Below are 15,709 nucleotides of genomic sequence, written 5' to 3' on the forward strand. Positions count from 1 at the left end.
AAATGCCCCTCTGACGTGGGTAAATAGTAGTGATCAAGCCACTATCGACCACGCGCCAGTAGGACACCTCGCAAGTGACAGTCTCTCATACCCACAAACCCGTCTTCGACGAGCCCAGCCTCGTTTCCGCTGCCGGTTTGGCACCAGTACTCGACTTGGCCGAACAAGCCGGATTGAGTCAGTCGTTGTCGACGATGACAGTGGCATCACCGAACCACGTGGTGAAATCGCGGACACTGATCGCGGGAATGTTGGCAGGAGCCGATTCGATCGATGACCTCGACCTGCTGCGGGCCGGAGCCACGCCGAGTCTCATCGGTGCTGTTCGTGCACCATCGACACTGGGAACATTCTTACGTTCGTTCACCCATGGACACGTCCTCCAGATCGCGAAGACGAATCGAGATCTGCTCAGTCGTCTGCCGACGATGGTCCCTGATGGTCAGGGGCCGATCATGGTCGAAATGGATGACACCATTCGTGGCGTTCATGGCCATCACAAGCAGGCTGCGGCGTTCGGCTACTCCGGAGTGCGGGGACTGAACGCACTGCTGGTCACGGCCAGCACCGATCAGTCGGCCCCGGTGGTGCTCGAGTCCCAGCTGCGGCGGGGAAATATTCGCTCCGGAGATCACGCTAATTGGCATCTGGCTCGTGGGCTGTCCACCATCTCCCGGCTCGCCCCGGGCCGACAGGTCCTCATCCGTGCCGATGCTGCCTTCTGCCAACGGGTCAATATCACCGCAGCCGAACAGGCCGGAGCCTGGTGGTCGTACACGATTCCGCAATGGAAGACCGTCACAGCAGCGATCAGTAGCATCGCTGAGGATCGGTGGGAGCCGATTTTCTACCCGCAGGCGATCTATGATGACGAGTCCGGTCAGTGGATCTCCGATGCCGAAGTCGCCGAAGTCGCGTCGTTCACCGCGTTCGCGTCGCGTCCGAAAGCCGAACGAGTCAACTGCCGGTTGGTGGTGCGCAGGGTCAAGGTCAAACCCGACTCGCAGGAAGCACTGTTTGCCACCTGGCGATATCACGCATTCATCACCAATAGTGACTTCAACACTGTGGAGGCTGATCGGCGGCACCGTGGTCATGCGATCGTCGAGCAAGTCATCGCTGAACTCAAGCAGGGCCCTTTGGCGCATCTGCCGTCGGGGAAGTTCGTGGCCAACCAAGCCTGGCTGGCGTTCGCGATCATCGCGTTCAATATTGCTCGAGCCGCCGCCCGAGCGGCGGGAATGGGCTTGGTGCGGTGGCAGACTCTGCTGAGGAAGATCATTGCTATCTCTGCACGGTTGGCGAGTACGGGGCGGAGACTGATTATTCATCTCCCGAAATCATGGCCGTGGCAGGCTCAGTGGTCGCGGCTATGGGCGGCGGCATCGAGTCCGTAGCCGCGACTACGTCTGTGCACGATGTGTCCTGTGGGGCCTGATGAGAAAACGGTGAGTGGAAGAGCTAGACGAGTGGGCTGGTCCTTTGGTGTACCCGCTGACTACCACGCATCGACTACATTGACAGTGCAACCCCAGAAGACCCCCGCCTGTGGATCAGGGGTTAAGTAGCCCCACCATCTGTCAGGATAGAGGGGGTCGCTGGCCTGAGGACCCCGGTATGATTGATGCCCCCAGTCATCATGATCCGGGCGGGGTGTAGTCACCGGGGTTCGAAGGCGCCAGGGGAATCGCTGATAGGGGTCAGACCGCGCGAGCAATCGTGCCGGCAGGTCGGGCGTAACGTGGATGCCGAACCCTGAGGCCGCAGGACAAGCCAGCCTGTTCCCTGTTCGCACGACCTTGGAGGACCTGATGAACCCCGAACACGACAGCGTTGACGTGTTCCTCGGCCGCCCATCATGCTGTCGCTATCGACCGCAACGGCGAGAAGCTGCTGGACTAGCCCCACCCGCAGGACGGGGCGAAGCTCCGCGCCCTGATCACCAAGGTCACCGGCCATGGCACGGTGCTGCTGGTGGTGGACCAGCCGGCCACCATTGGGGCGCTGCCGGTGGTCGTCGCTCGGGACATGGGCGTGCGGGTCGGCTACCTCCCCGGGCTCGCGATGCGACGGATCGCGGACCTCCACCCCGGCGAGGCGAAGACCGATGCCTGCGATGCGGCGATAATCGCCGAGGCGGCCCGTTCCCTGCCCACACCCTGCGCTCGATCGTCCTGGCCGATGAGCAGGCGGCGCAGCTGAGCATGCTCTGCGGCTTCGACGATGACTTGGCCAAGCAGGCCACCGCCACCTCGAACCGGATCCGGGGCTTGCTGACCCAGATCCACCCCACCCTCGAGCGGATCATCGGCAAGCAGTTCGACCACCCCGTGATGCCCGCCCTGCTGGCCAAGTACCCCATCCCTGCCGCCCTGTAGAAGACCGGACAGGCCCGGGTGGCGACGTCCATGCGCAAGCACGCCCAGCGGGCCAGGGTCGGCTGAGCGGGGAGATCTTCGAGGCCCTGGTTCAGCAGGCTGTGACGGTGGCTGGCACGGACGCCGCCGGCCTGGCGCTGCGTCAGCTCGCCACCCGACTCGCCCAGCTGCGCACCGCCCGCGACGAGGTCTACGGGCAGGTCGAGGAGTTGGTGGCCGCGCACCCTCTTCGCGACCTCCTGACGTCCATGCCGGCGGTTGGCGTAAGGACCACTGCCCGGATCATCACCGAGGTGATCGGGAAGGAGTTCGAGACCGCAGGGCCCCTCGCCTCTTACGCCGGACTCACCCCGGTGACCTGGCGCTCCGGCACCTCGATCCGCGGGGACCACCCCTCCAGGAAGGGTAACAAGGTCCTCAAACACGCCCTGTTCCTCTCCGCCTTCGCCGCGTTGGAGTGCCCCGAATCGAGGGCCTACTGCGACCGCAGGATCGACCAGAAGAAGCGACGCAACCAGGCCATGATTGCCCTCGCCCGACGCCGCTGCGACGTGCTCATCGCGATGCTCCGCGACGGCACCTTCTTGTCCCCACCGACCACGCCGCCGCCAGACACCAGCACGCCCCGGAGCCGGCGACCCCGGATGACTTCGTCGGAAGTTCAGTGGTTACTGTATAGTTCATTGCATGCTGACTATTGTTTCTCGATTGGACGTGATGTACCGGTTGGGTCGGGCGATGGCCGACCCAACCCGTTCCCGGATCCTGCTAACCTTGCTGGACGGACCCGCCTACCCGGCAGAACTCGCCCGAGATCTGGAGCTATCGCGGCCGAATGTCTCGAACCACCTGGCGTGCTTGCGGGACTGCGGGATCGCAGTGGCCGCGCCCGAGGGCCGCCAGACTCGGTACGAGATCGCCGACTTGCACCTGGCGCGGGCACTGAGTGCACTGGTCGAGGTGACCCTCGCCGCCGATACGGACGCCCCCTGCCTGGACCCGGCCTGCACCGTCCCCGGCTGCGGCACGGTGGAGGTGGGCGCGTGATCCTGACCTCGGTCCTGCAGGCGATCGGACTGTTCATCGCCACCAACATCGACGACATCATCGTGCTCTCGCTCTTCTTCGCCCGCGGGGCCGGTCGACGCGGGACCACCACCCGCATCCTGGCCGGACAGTACCTGGGCTTCGTCGGAATCCTGGGTGCGGCAGTGCTCGTGGCTCTGGGAGCAGGCGCATTCCTTCCGTCGGAGGTCATCCCGTACTTCGGACTCATCCCGTTGGGGCTCGGGCTGTGGGCCGTCTGGCAGGCTGGGCAGGGAGACGACGATGACGATGACGACGGGGCCAAGATCGAGGGCAAGAACGTCGCGGTCTGGACCGTGGCCGCAGTGACCTTCGCCAACGGCGGGGACAACATCGGCGTCTACGTCCCGGTCTTCCTCGGTGTCGGCTCGGCGGCCGTGGTCGCCTACTGCATCGTATTCCTGGCCCTGGTGGCAGTGCTCGTGGGCGTGGCCAAGTTCATTGCGACCCGCCGAGGGATCGCCGAGGTCCTCGAGCGCTGGGAACACATCCTGTTCCCGATCGTGCTCATCGGCCTGGGCATCGCAATCCTCGTCGGTGGTGGCGCATTCGGCCTCTGACCCCACCCCAGCACACCCTCTTCAGAGCCGACGAGGCACCCCGCCCCGTTACCTTTTAACCCTGATCCACCGTATTGGTGATGTCTGATGATTGTTCCCTGAATGGGAAATGCCCCTCTGACGTGGGTAAATAGTAGTGATCAAGCCACTATCGACCACGCGCCAGTAGGACACCTCGCAAGTGACAGTCTCTCATACCCACAAACCCGTCTTCGACGAGCCCAGCCTCGTTTCCGCTGCCGGTTTGGCACCAGTACTCGACTTGGCCGAACAAGCCGGATTGAGTCAGTCGTTGTCGACGATGACAGTGGCATCACCGAACCACGTGGTGAAATCGCGGACACTGATCGCGGGAATGTTGGCAGGAGCCGATTCGATCGATGACCTCGACCTGCTGCGGGCCGGAGCCACGCCGAGTCTCATCGGTGCTGTTCGTGCACCATCGACACTGGGAACATTCTTACGTTCGTTCACCCATGGACACGTCCTCCAGATCGCGAAGACGAATCGAGATCTGCTCAGTCGTCTGCCGACGATGGTCCCTGATGGTCAGGGGCCGATCATGGTCGAAATGGATGACACCATTCGTGGCGTTCATGGCCATCACAAGCAGGCTGCGGCGTTCGGCTACTCCGGAGTGCGGGGACTGAACGCACTGCTGGTCACGGCCAGCACCGATCAGTCGGCCCCGGTGGTGCTCGAGTCCCAGCTGCGGCGGGGAAATATTCGCTCCGGAGATCACGCTAATTGGCATCTGGCTCGTGGGCTGTCCACCATCTCCCGGCTCGCCCCGGGCCGACAGGTCCTCATCCGTGCCGATGCTGCCTTCTGCCAACGGGTCAATATCACCGCAGCCGAACAGGCCGGAGCCTGGTGGTCGTACACGATTCCGCAATGGAAGACCGTCACAGCAGCGATCAGTAGCATCGCTGAGGATCGGTGGGAGCCGATTTTCTACCCGCAGGCGATCTATGATGACGAGTCCGGTCAGTGGATCTCCGATGCCGAAGTCGCCGAAGTCGCGTCGTTCACCGCGTTCGCGTCGCGTCCGAAAGCCGAACGAGTCAACTGCCGGTTGGTGGTGCGCAGGGTCAAGGTCAAACCCGACTCGCAGGAAGCACTGTTTGCCACCTGGCGATATCACGCATTCATCACCAATAGTGACTTCAACACTGTGGAGGCTGATCGGCGGCACCGTGGTCATGCGATCGTCGAGCAAGTCATCGCTGAACTCAAGCAGGGCCCTTTGGCGCATCTGCCGTCGGGGAAGTTCGTGGCCAACCAAGCCTGGCTGGCGTTCGCGATCATCGCGTTCAATATTGCTCGAGCCGCCGCCCGAGCGGCGGGAATGGGCTTGGTGCGGTGGCAGACTCTGCTGAGGAAGATCATTGCTATCTCTGCACGGTTGGCGAGTACGGGGCGGAGACTGATTATTCATCTCCCGAAATCATGGCCGTGGCAGGCTCAGTGGTCGCGGCTATGGGCGGCGGCATCGAGTCCGTAGCCGCGACTACGTCTGTGCACGATGTGTCCTGTGGGGCCTGATGAGAAAACGGTGAGTGGAAGAGCTAGACGAGTGGGCTGGTCCTTTGGTGTACCCGCTGACTACCACGCATCGACTACATTGACAGTGCAACCCCAGAAGACCCCCGCCGGTGGATCAGGGGTTAGTACTCCCCATCGGCTCAATGACAAAGATGCGCACGATATCTACCGGGTTCTGCGGGCCGAGAGCGCGGCTGATCTGCGGCAGTCGTTTGTCACTCTATTGTCTGATGACCTGAGTCGCGTGGTCAGCGAGGAAGCTCTCACCCATCTCGCTCGACTGTTTGCCGACGGGGATTCGGCTACAGGATCGTTTATGGCCGGACGGGCTGAATCAGGAGTCGGTTCGCCGGCTGAGGTTTCTGCGGCGTCGACGGTGCTTGCTGCAGATCTTATTGCAGAGCTCGGGTGGCGCGACTGAGTCGTCACGCTTTCGGTGAGACGCGGAGAATGTTCGGGTAATATCAATATTCCGTAGGCGACGGAATACGGGTATTTCCCGAACACCGATTCTCGAGGATCGCTTCGCCTGGGCTCAACGTGAGAGCGAGAGCTCCCGGTAACGGTTGAGCGCGGCGGCGATCTCCTGTGTGCGGGGCCGTGTCAGGTGGCCGGGGTGGTCGCGGTGGCCGGTGAGTCCGTCGATGCCCTGGTCATCGAGCATGGCGTCGATCTCGGCCAAGGCGGCGGTCAGCGCGGTGCGTCCGTCGAAGATCTCCGCGAGATACTCGAGCGCCTCGGCGACACCTGAGGCCTGCTGCGTATCGACGAGCTGAGCGACGGCGATGAGGTCGATGAAGCTCTTGCCGAACTGGATCCGGTCGGACCCTTTCGCCCGTGCCGATTTCGTCTTCGACGCAGGTCGCAGGGCCTTGGCCGTCGGGATGCGCGGAGGAGCGGAGAAATCTGGGGCGTGAGTCTCGGCTGCATCGACGCCGGCCGTGTCGATTCCGGTCGCGTTGATGCTGGTTGTGGGCTCCACATTTTCTTCGGCGGTGTGCGGACTTTCTGCGCGGGAGAGTTCCTCGGCGGTGATGCCGACTAGTTCGTGCGCCTGCTCGGTGGCGACGCGGGGGAAATAGGCGTCGAGGGCGATGACGTGATCAGCGACCTCGAAGAATGCGCTCGATCCGCCGGCGACGAGCACAGTGGAGACTCCCTGCCTGGTGAGCAGTGGGCGGACGCGGTCGACGAACGGAGTGATCGGTTCCCGTTCGGCGGGAATGAGGGCACGCATGCGCTCATCGCGGATCATGAAGTTCGTTGCCGAGGTGTCCTCGTCGATGAGCAGCGTACGCGCTCCGGCTTCGATCGCTTCGACGAGGTTGGCCGCCTGTGACGTCGATCCGCTCGCATTCGTCGTGGAGAAGGATCTCGTGTCAGTGCCCGAGGGTAGGTTGTTGATGAACGCTGAGATGTCGTCGCCGGTCACGGCGCGACCGTCCTCGGCACGGATGGAGGTGGCAGTCGGGTCGCTGATGACCCATTCGCGCCCGTCACCGGCGATATGCGGGTAGACGCCGCGTTCGAGCGCGCGCAGAATCGTCGACTTTCCGTGGTATCCGCCGCCGACGATGACGGTGACACCGCGGGGGATGCCCATGCCGGTCAGCCGGCGTCCGCTCGAGAGCTCCACCGTGTGCTCAAGCTCGGGAGGGGAGGTGAAGGTGATCGCGGTCCGCGAATCCATCGGGAGGTCCGAGTCCCCGGATGAGCGCGGCAGGATCGCACCGTTTCCGACGAAACCGATGAGCCCGGTCTCGCCGAGGTGGCGACGCAGCTCCAGCTGATCCCTGTGCAGCTGCACGTGGTCGGCAAGCCTGCGGGCTGTTGGGGTGTGAGCGTCCGCATCGGACCACTGTTCGAAGAGGAAGAGTCTTTCGGCGAACTCGGGCAGATCGCGGGTGAGGATGTCGGCAGCCTGATGGCCGAGGACGCGACGACCGCGGGCCGGAAGATTGACGAGCAGCCGTGCTTCGAAGCCCTTGTCGTCGATGAGGATGTTCGTGCGCTCGAGGATCTCCTGGCCAGGGCGGCCGAGGATGATGGTGCGCTGTTTGAGTCGCTCGAGCACCGCATTCCCTGCCCGCAGCAGATAGTCCGATGCCGCGATCCGGTCGGCGCGATCGGTGGTGAGCTCCGGCGGGAACTGCGCATCGGTCCGGTCCACCCGAACCCGCACCTTCGACGGAGACGCGAATGGATCGGCTTGGATCCGATCGATGAACACAGTGACGGGTCCGAAGACGTAGCGGCCGCGGATCTGCTTGAGATTGCCGTAGCTGCGACCGTCGAGACCGTGCAGAGTGGAGGCGAGATTCGACTGATGTGAACTCATTGGCCCCATGCTACTGGGTACCTCGGACTCAGGTGTCGGAGTCGATGCCGTAGAACTTCGCAGCATTGGACCAGAACGCGGCGTCCGCCTCGGCGGGGGAGAGGGCGTCACGGATCTTCGTGAAGTCGGTGTCGGCGAAGGGCCGACGGGCCCGAGTCGATGGCAGGTCCGTGCCCACCATGAGCGCACTCGGGTCGGTGTCGACGATGCGACGGACCACCTCGGCGGGGTCGAGCTCCACTCGCCCGAACCCGGTGGCCTTGACCTTCACGCCGCGCTCGACGAGTCGCAGCAGAGTCGACAGGCCGTCTTCGTGCATGCCGAGGTGGTCGATGCTCACCGCCGGCAGGGAGGCGATGCGATCGGCGAGGTCGGCATCGATGGTGCGGGCGTCGATGTAGAGCTCGGCGTGCCATCCGACAAGGTCGTGGACTCGCCGGGCGAAAGCGTCGAGAGCCTCGAGGGTGGCAGAGCCGCCGCGGGCGATATTGAACCGCAGTGCTTTGACACCGGCCTCGTCGAGGCGTTGGATCTGGTCATCGGTGGTCCCATCCGGCAGCTGGGTGACGCCGACATAGTTCGGGCCGAGCTCGCGCAGAGCCGCAATGAGATACCCCTGGTCGAAGCCCTGGAACGACCCGGACACGACGGCACCGCCTGCGATAGCGACTCCGACGTCCGGCAGGCTCTGCAGGCGTGCCCGATAGTCCGCAACAGTGAACGGGTCGGGCAGATAACCGTTGTTCTCGATCAGCGGATGATCCGGATCGATGATGTGCAGATGCGCGTCGAAGGCTTTCTGAGGCTCGGTCATGGAATCAACCTACCCGAGCTCGTACGGTGCAGCCGCGCACGTGAGGTGCATCGGCGCACGTGAGGTGCCGCGGGCAGAGCCGTAAAGTCCCACTCTCCGGCACTGCGGATAACGATCCCATCAAGCGTGTCGAGTCCAGAGGCTGTCGAGAGGGTCGTGTCATTGCCTCGGTATATTGTGAGGGAGTTCTCATCGATGTGAACGGGCAACGCTGATCGACGGTGATCGCGTCTGCTCTTTCGAACAGTTGAAAGGACGAGGATGTCCGGACGCACTGCCGAGGCCGCTCCGACGGGCCCGGTGCCGCAGACCGACGTCGACGATCTCATCGCCCAATACGATGAGGAGCTGCCACAGCGCACATTGACGCGCAGGCTCGACCTCGGGGTCGGCATCGTCTGCTTCGTCGTGTCGCTGTTCGTGCTCAATCAGGTGTTCTTCCCGCTGCGGCAGGGCAACCAGTTCTACCTCATGTGGTTCCTCGCCTTCGTGCTGCCGTTGGTCTTCATCTGCTACCGCCCAGGATTCGGGCGCAAGGCCGAGGCGGCCGACCGGGCCGCAGAAGCGGCGGCGGGGGCCGCCTCGGCGAAATCGCGGACGAAGCGAGCGAAGAACGACAACCCCTCGATCCTCGATTGGGTCCTCGTCGTCATCACATTCCTCACCTGCGCCTATCCGGTGCTGCCGTTCTTCTCCGGCGGATTCAACGAGTTCCTCAACCGGCAGGGATCGCTGACGACCCTCGACGTCATCATGGGCGGAGTCCTGCTGCTGCTCATCCTCGAAGCCACCCGCCGAACCACGGGCCTCATCCTGCCGATCTTCTGCATCGTCTTCTTCCTCTACAGCTACTACGGCTCCTACATACCGGTGAACTGGCCGGGCTCGCACGCCGGACAGAACTTCGACCAGATCGTCAACGCCCTGTACAACGACGCCTCGGGCTTCTACGGCATCCCGCTCGACGTGGCCGCGACCTACATCGTGCTGTTCACCATCTACGGGGCCGTGCTCGACAAGACGGGAGCGGCGAGCTTCTTCATCGACCTCAGCTTCTCCCTGTTCAAGAAGTCGAAAGCGGCACCCGGGCGCACGGTGGCACTGTCCGGGTTCCTCCTCGGCACGGTCTCCGGTTCGGGCACGGCCACGGCGGTCTCGCTCGGTGCGGTCACCTGGCCGGTGCTCAAGAAGGCCGGCTATCCGAAGGAGAACGCCGGCGGTATGCTCGCCGCTTCCGGCATCGGCGCGATCCTGTCCCCGCCGACGCTCGGCGCTGCGGCGTTCATCATCGCCGAGCTGCTCAACGTCTCCTACGGGCTCGTCCTCCTCTGGGCGGTCGTGCCCACCCTGCTCTACTACCTGGGCATCTTCCTCGCCATCGAAATCGACTCCCGCAAGATCGAAGTCGACTACGCCCCGCCCCCGGGCCTGCGCTCATGGCCGATCTTCAAGAAGGGCTTCTACCACTTCATCTCCCTGGGCATCATCGTCGTCTTCCTCGCCCTCGGCATGGCTCCCTTCAAAGCCGTCGTCTACGCGACGCTCGTCGGCATCGGCTTCGGGATCATCGAGATCATCCTCGCCCGCCGCAGCGAACCCGCCACCATCCTCAGCGCCGTCTGGGACGTCTTCTACGGAGCCCTGTCGACAGGCATCCGCTCCGTTCTGCCGGTGACCAGCGTGTGCGCGGCCGCAGGCATCATCGTCTCGACGATCACGAAGACCGGACTCGGCCAGGTCATCTCCGACATCCTCATCAAGGGAGCGCAGGCGTTCTCGGACGATCCGACGGTCATCCTCATCCTCACCTGCATCTTCGCCGCTGTCGCCGTGACGGTGCTCGGTCTGGCGGTGCCGGTGACCGCCTCGTTCATCATCAGCTGGGTCATCGTCGGACCCGCCCTCATCACCCTCGGAGTCCCCGAGGCGGCGGCAGCGATGTTCATCTTCTACTACGCGGTCCTCTCCGAGGTCTCCCCGCCGACAGCGCTGGCAGCTGTCGCCTCCTCGGCCATCACAGGAGGCCGCGTCATCGCGACGATGTGGCAGGCGTGTAAGTATGCGATCCCTGCGTTCCTCGTGCCCTTGGCCTTCACCTTCACCCCCGAGGGGGCTGCCTTGGTGGCGCAGGGAGGATTCGTCGGCGCAGTCTGGACCTTCTTCGTCTCCGCCTTCGCCGTTGCCGCCCTGGCCGCCGGCGCCGGCGGTTGGATCATCCGCCGTGCCGGATGGCCCGAGCGGGTCCTGTGCTTCCTCGCCGCCGGTGCGCTCCTCTACCTCCAACCGCTGTCGATGACGGTCGGCTTCGCGGCCCTCGCCCTCGCCGTCGTCATCCACCTGCTCCTCCGACGAAAGCCGGCGACCGCCTCGGCGAGGGGGACCGAGGACGGAACGGCCGCCTCGGCGAACGGCGGACCAGGAACGAGCGCAACCGGCGCGGCCGGGTCCGGCGACGGACCTTCCACGGAACCACCCTCGACCGGAACACCGGCCGGGACCAACTGAGAAAGGCACGAAGTCCATGAAGCGAACAACGACGTTCACGATCGCTGCGGCGGCCCTGGCCGCGGTGCTGACGATGAGTTCATGTGGTGGCAAACGCGAAGCCGAACCCGCCGCCGAAGGCGGAGACGGCTGCACTGCCGCCTCCGGGCAGATCACCATCGCCACCGGAAACTCGACAGGTGTCTACTACGTGCTCGGCGGCGGTCTGGCGCAGGTGATCTCCGACAATTCCGATCTCAAGGCGACCGCCTCGGAGACCGGCGCCTCCGTGCAGAACCTCCAACAGCTGTCCAGCGGCGACTTCGACATCGCGTTCTCCTTGGCCGATACCGCAGCCGATGCGGTTTCTGGCAACGCTGACTTCAAGGAGGCCGAGGACATCTCGGCGCTCTCACGCATCTACGACAACTACACCCACGTCGTCGTGCGCAAGGACGCGAAGATCGATTCGGTTGAGGACTTCAAGGGCAAGACGATCTCGACCGGGTCGCCGAAGTCCGGCACCGAGGTCATCGCCAACCGCCTCATCGAATCCGCCGGCCTCAAGGACGGCGATGTGACCAAACAGCGCCTCGACCTGTCGAAGACCGTCGACGGGATGAAGGACGGATCCATCGACGGCATGGTGTGGTCCGGCGGTCTGCCCACTGCGGGTGTCACCGACCTGTTCACCTCGAACGGCAAGGACGTCGAGATCCTCGACATCTCCGACCTCGAAGGCAAGATGAAGGAGATCAACCCCGTCTACGAGGTGGCCGAGATTCCCGGCGACACCTACAAAGGCGTCGACGCGATCAAGACGATCGTCACCCCGAACGTGCTCATGGTCCGCAACGACATGGACGAAGGCACTGCCTGCGCTCTGACGAAGCTCGTCTTCGACAAGAAGGACGACCTGGTCAAGGTGCATGCGGCGGCGAAGGAGATCAACCTCGACACCGCCGAACCGCCGAAGCCGATCACACTGCATCCGGGTTCGCAGAAAGCGCTCGACGAACTGAATAAGTAGAACACCCGCGGCGGGCGTCTGAGGCGCTGACGGCATTGGTGCCGGCGCGCTCAGCCGCCCGTTGTCGGGTTGTCGGCTGGCTCAGCCGTCTTGGGGGTCGTGGGGTCAGGCGGCTCAGCCGTCGTGGGGGCCGACAGTTGGCTCGGGGAGGTACACCGTCCCGCCGGAGGCGAGGAACTCGCGGCTCTTCTCCTGCATGCCTGCCAGCGCGGCCTGCGCCTCGGCGCTTCCGTAGGTGTCGCGGATGTCTTGGGAGATGCGCATCGAGCAGAACTTCGGCCCGCACATCGAACAGAAGTGCGCGGTCTTCGCCGGTTCCGCCGGCAGCGTCTCGTCATGGAACGCCTCGGCGGTCTCCGGGTCAAGACCGAGAGCGAACTGGTCCCGCCACCGGAACTCGAACCGTGCCTTCGACAGCGCATCATCGCGGGCCGTCGCCCCGGGGTGGCCCTTCGCGACGTCGGCGGCGTGGGCGGCGATCTTGTACGTGATCACTCCGGTCTTGACGTCGTCGCGGTCGGGCAGACCGAGGTGCTCCTTTGGGGTGACATAGCAGAGCATCGCCGTGCCGTAGCGGGCGATCTCGGTCGCTCCGATCGCCGAGGTGATGTGGTCGTAGCCGGGTGCGATGTCCGTGACCAGCGGACCCAAGGTGTAGAAGGGTGCGCCGTGGCACAGCTCCTGCTGACGTTCGACGTTCTCCCGCACGAGGTGGAGCGGAATGTGCCCGGGCCCTTCGACCATCACCTGGACGTCGTGGGCCCAGGCGCGTTCGGTGAGTTCGGCGAGAGTGTCGAGTTCCGCGAACTGGGCGGCATCGTTGGCATCGGCGATGGAGCCCGGTCGCAGTCCGTCGCCGAGTGAGAACGCGACGTCGTAGCGGGCGAAGATCTCGCAGAGCTCATCGAAGTGGGTGTAGAGGAAGTTCTCCTCGTGATGGGCCAGACACCAGCCGGCCATGATCGACCCGCCGCGGGAGACCATCCCGGTGACCCGGTTGGCGGTGAGGGGGACGTAGCGCAGCAGCACACCGGCGTGGACGGTCATGTAGTCCACACCCTGTTCGCACTGCTCGATGACGGTGTCGCGGTAGATCTCCCAGGTCAGCGCGTTCGCGTCACCGTCGACCTTCTCCAGCGCCTGGTAGATCGGGACGGTGCCGATGGGGATCGGCGAATTGCGGATGATCCACTCCCGGGTGGTGTGGATGTCATTGCCGGTCGACAGGTCCATGAGGGTGTCGGCGCCCCACTTCGCGGCCCATCGCAGCTTGTCGACCTCCTCGGCGATGGAGCTGGTGACCGCGGAATTTCCGATGTTCGCGTTGATCTTCACGAGGAAGGCCTTGCCGATGATCATCGGCTCGGATTCGGGGTGGTTGATGTTGTTCGGGATGATGGCGCGCCCGGCGGCGAGTTCTGCGCGGACGAGTTCGACATCGCACTGTTCGCGCAGGGCGACGAACCGCATCTCGGGGGTGATGATGCCCTGCCGGGCGTAGTGCATCTGGGTCACCGTGCGGCCGGTCTTGGCTCGTCGCGGAACCGGTTTGCGCCCCTTCCACTGCTGCGAGGGCGCACCTCTGCGCACTGCCGCACGTCCGTCGTCGGCGATGCGGTGGCCGCGGGCTGCATACGTTTCGGTGTCGAGGCGGGAGTCGATCCAGGGGAACCGCAGCGCTGGGAGGCCTTCCTCGGGGACGCTGCCGGGGCCGACGGTGCGGTAGACGTGGACGGGGTCGTTCGCTCGGCCGTCGGTGTCGTCGAGTTCGATGCGGGTGACCGGCACGCGGACCTGGTGCTCCGCGTCCTCGACCCAGTCCGGCGAATGCGTCGGGTACTGCTCAAGTGTGAACCAGTCCTCGGGTTTCCGCACCGACTGATCCTCGGATCCCCGCACCGAGGCGGCCGCTTCGTTCGCGTCGGGGGTCGGGCCGAGGTCACGCTCGGTGGGCACAGTCGTGGCAGGGACAGGTGTTTCAGGGGTGAATGCAGTCATCTGCAGTCCTCACTTCCTACGCCGGTATCAACCGGATCAGGTTCTACGGTCTCGGACGATTCAGTCCGATCTCAGCCCTTGAAGAGGGCTCCCGTGGGGTCATGCAATTCGTATCACGAGGTCAGCGCGTGGGACAACCTCGCCGAGGTGGGGCGCGGGTCAGTCGCCCTGGAGGAACGTCTTCGCGACCGCGCCGAGGGCGACGACGTCGGAGATCGCGACCATCTCCCGGGCCGAGTGCATCGAATACAGTGCCGGTCCGACGTCGACGGTGGTCATGCCCAGGCGGGTGGCGGTCAGCGGACCGATCGTCGACCCGCAGGGCATCGCATTGTTCGACACGAAGTCCTGATACTCGACCCCGGCGGCCGCACATGCTCGCGCCCACACTGCTGTGCCCACGGCATCCGTGGCGTAGCGCTGCTGAGCATTGAGTTTGAGCAGCGGACCGCCGCCGAGGTGTGGACGCACATGCGGGTCGTGACGCTCCGGATAGTTCGGGTGCGCGGCGTGCCCGGCATCGGAGGACACGCACACCGAGGCGGCCAAGGAGGCCAGATAGTCGCTGCGCGTCGAGTTCGGCAGCAGGGAGGCGATGATGCGTTCGGTGACATCGGCGAGGAACGGCCCGCACGCTCCGGACCGTGAGTTCGATCCGATCTCCTCATGATCGAAGGCCGCGAACAGCGGGATCCCCTCGAGACCGTCGGCGTCGAGATTCGCCAAGGCGGTGACTCCGGCGTGGACGGACAGGAGGTTGTCCAGCCTCGGCGAGGCGAAGAACTCCTCGGAGGCACCGAACCGTGACGGTGCCTGCGTAGGAACGGTGTAGACGTCGTGGCCGGCCACCTGTTCGGGATCCACCTCGGCGGAGGCGGCGAGCAGTTCGACGATGTCTGCCTCGGCGAGTTCGGCCAGGCCGATGACCGGAGCCGTGTGACGCTGCTTGTCCAAGGTCAGACCCTCATTGACCTGCCGGTCGAGATGAATCGCCAGCTGCGGGATACGGGCGATCGGCCCGGTCTGTGCGAGCACGGTCCGGCCGTCGGCGAGACTGAGCCGACCGGCGAAGGCGAGCTCCCGGTCCAGCCACGAATTCAGCAGCGGACCACCGTAGATCTCCACACCGACCTGACGCGTCCCCTCCGCGGTGTACTCAGGGCCGGGTTTGAGTTTGAAAGCCGGGGAATCGGTGTGGGAACCGAACACGCGGAACCCGGGAGCCGCCTCGGCGGTGGTGGGATTGATCCACGCGATGATCGCACCGTCACGGATGACGAAATTGCCCGTCCCGGGAGTCAGCGCCCACGCGCTCGCCTCATCGAGGCGGGAGAAACCGGCCTTCTCCAGACGCTGGGCGGCGGTGGCCACGGCGTGGTATGAGCTGGGGGAGGCGCTGACGAAGTCGCCGAGGTCGTCCGCGGTCTGCGCGGCAGGAACCGGTCTCGGGAGTGATTCATTCATTTCCCCAGCCTA

10 protein-coding genes, 1 pseudogene and 1 riboswitch are annotated in these 15,709 nt (G+C 64.6%); of the genes and pseudogenes, 7 read left to right on the plus strand and 4 right to left on the minus strand.

The features are described 5' to 3' along the window. Positions 1–74: 74 nt before the first annotated feature. From L1F31_RS02580 to L1F31_RS02600, 5 genes and pseudogenes are all read left to right on the plus strand, one after another. On the plus strand, positions 75–1,397 hold the full coding sequence (locus tag L1F31_RS02580; protein WP_265419141.1) for an IS1380 family transposase: 1,323 nt from the start codon (positions 75–77) through the stop codon (positions 1,395–1,397). A 414-nt stretch (positions 1,398–1,811) separates the two neighbouring features. Continuing rightward, a pseudogene (locus tag L1F31_RS02585) lies at positions 1,812–2,971 on the plus strand (IS110 family RNA-guided transposase); the annotation flags it as partial. 94 nt (positions 2,972–3,065) lie between these two features. Beyond that, positions 3,066–3,425: a Cd(II)/Pb(II)-sensing metalloregulatory transcriptional regulator CmtR gene (gene cmtR / locus L1F31_RS02590; RefSeq protein WP_265420373.1), complete on the plus strand. Its 360-nt coding sequence runs from the start codon at positions 3,066–3,068 to the stop codon at positions 3,423–3,425. Then, complete coding sequence (locus tag L1F31_RS02595; protein ID WP_265420374.1) at positions 3,422–4,024, plus strand: cadmium resistance transporter; 603 nt, start codon at positions 3,422–3,424, stop codon at positions 4,022–4,024. The genes cmtR and L1F31_RS02595 overlap by 4 nt, the downstream gene beginning before the upstream one ends. Before the next feature lie 181 nt (positions 4,025–4,205). Further along, complete coding sequence (locus L1F31_RS02600; protein WP_265419141.1) at positions 4,206–5,528, plus strand: IS1380 family transposase; 1,323 nt, start codon at positions 4,206–4,208, stop codon at positions 5,526–5,528. Positions 5,529–6,104: 576 nt separating this feature from the next. Here the strand turns inward: L1F31_RS02600 and L1F31_RS02605 are convergent. After that, on the minus strand, positions 6,105–7,907 hold the full coding sequence (locus L1F31_RS02605) for an ABC-ATPase domain-containing protein (RefSeq protein ID WP_265419142.1): 1,803 nt from the start codon (positions 7,905–7,907) through the stop codon (positions 6,105–6,107). Between the two features lie 28 nt (positions 7,908–7,935). Beyond that, complete coding sequence (locus L1F31_RS02610) at positions 7,936–8,721, minus strand: amidohydrolase family protein (protein ID WP_265419143.1); 786 nt, start codon at positions 8,719–8,721, stop codon at positions 7,936–7,938. A 261-nt stretch (positions 8,722–8,982) separates the two neighbouring features. Between L1F31_RS02610 and L1F31_RS02615 the strand changes: the two genes are divergently transcribed. Further along, the gene (locus tag L1F31_RS02615) at positions 8,983–11,226 is read left to right on the plus strand and encodes a TRAP transporter permease (protein WP_265419144.1); all 2,244 of its coding nucleotides are present in this window, start codon (positions 8,983–8,985) and stop codon (positions 11,224–11,226) included. Between the two features lie 16 nt (positions 11,227–11,242). Next, on the plus strand, positions 11,243–12,235 hold the full coding sequence (locus L1F31_RS02620) for a TAXI family TRAP transporter solute-binding subunit (RefSeq protein WP_265419145.1): 993 nt from the start codon (positions 11,243–11,245) through the stop codon (positions 12,233–12,235). 114 nt (positions 12,236–12,349) lie between these two features. Here L1F31_RS02620 and thiC read toward each other — a convergent pair whose 3' ends face one another. Together thiC and L1F31_RS02630 are read right to left on the minus strand one after the other, a co-directional pair. Next, positions 12,350–14,233, minus strand: coding sequence for a phosphomethylpyrimidine synthase ThiC (gene thiC / locus L1F31_RS02625; protein ID WP_265419146.1), 1,884 nt, complete (start codon positions 14,231–14,233; stop codon positions 12,350–12,352). Next, positions 14,229–14,337, minus strand: a riboswitch (TPP riboswitch). Its footprint overlaps the gene before it by 5 nt. Positions 14,338–14,392: 55 nt before the next feature. Beyond that, positions 14,393–15,697: a M18 family aminopeptidase gene (locus tag L1F31_RS02630; RefSeq protein ID WP_265419147.1), complete on the minus strand. Its 1,305-nt coding sequence runs from the start codon at positions 15,695–15,697 to the stop codon at positions 14,393–14,395. Positions 15,698–15,709 lie beyond the last annotated feature (12 nt).

The organism is Brevibacterium spongiae (assembly GCF_026168515.1).
Classification (GTDB): Bacteria; Actinomycetota; Actinomycetes; order Actinomycetales; family Brevibacteriaceae; genus Brevibacterium; species Brevibacterium spongiae.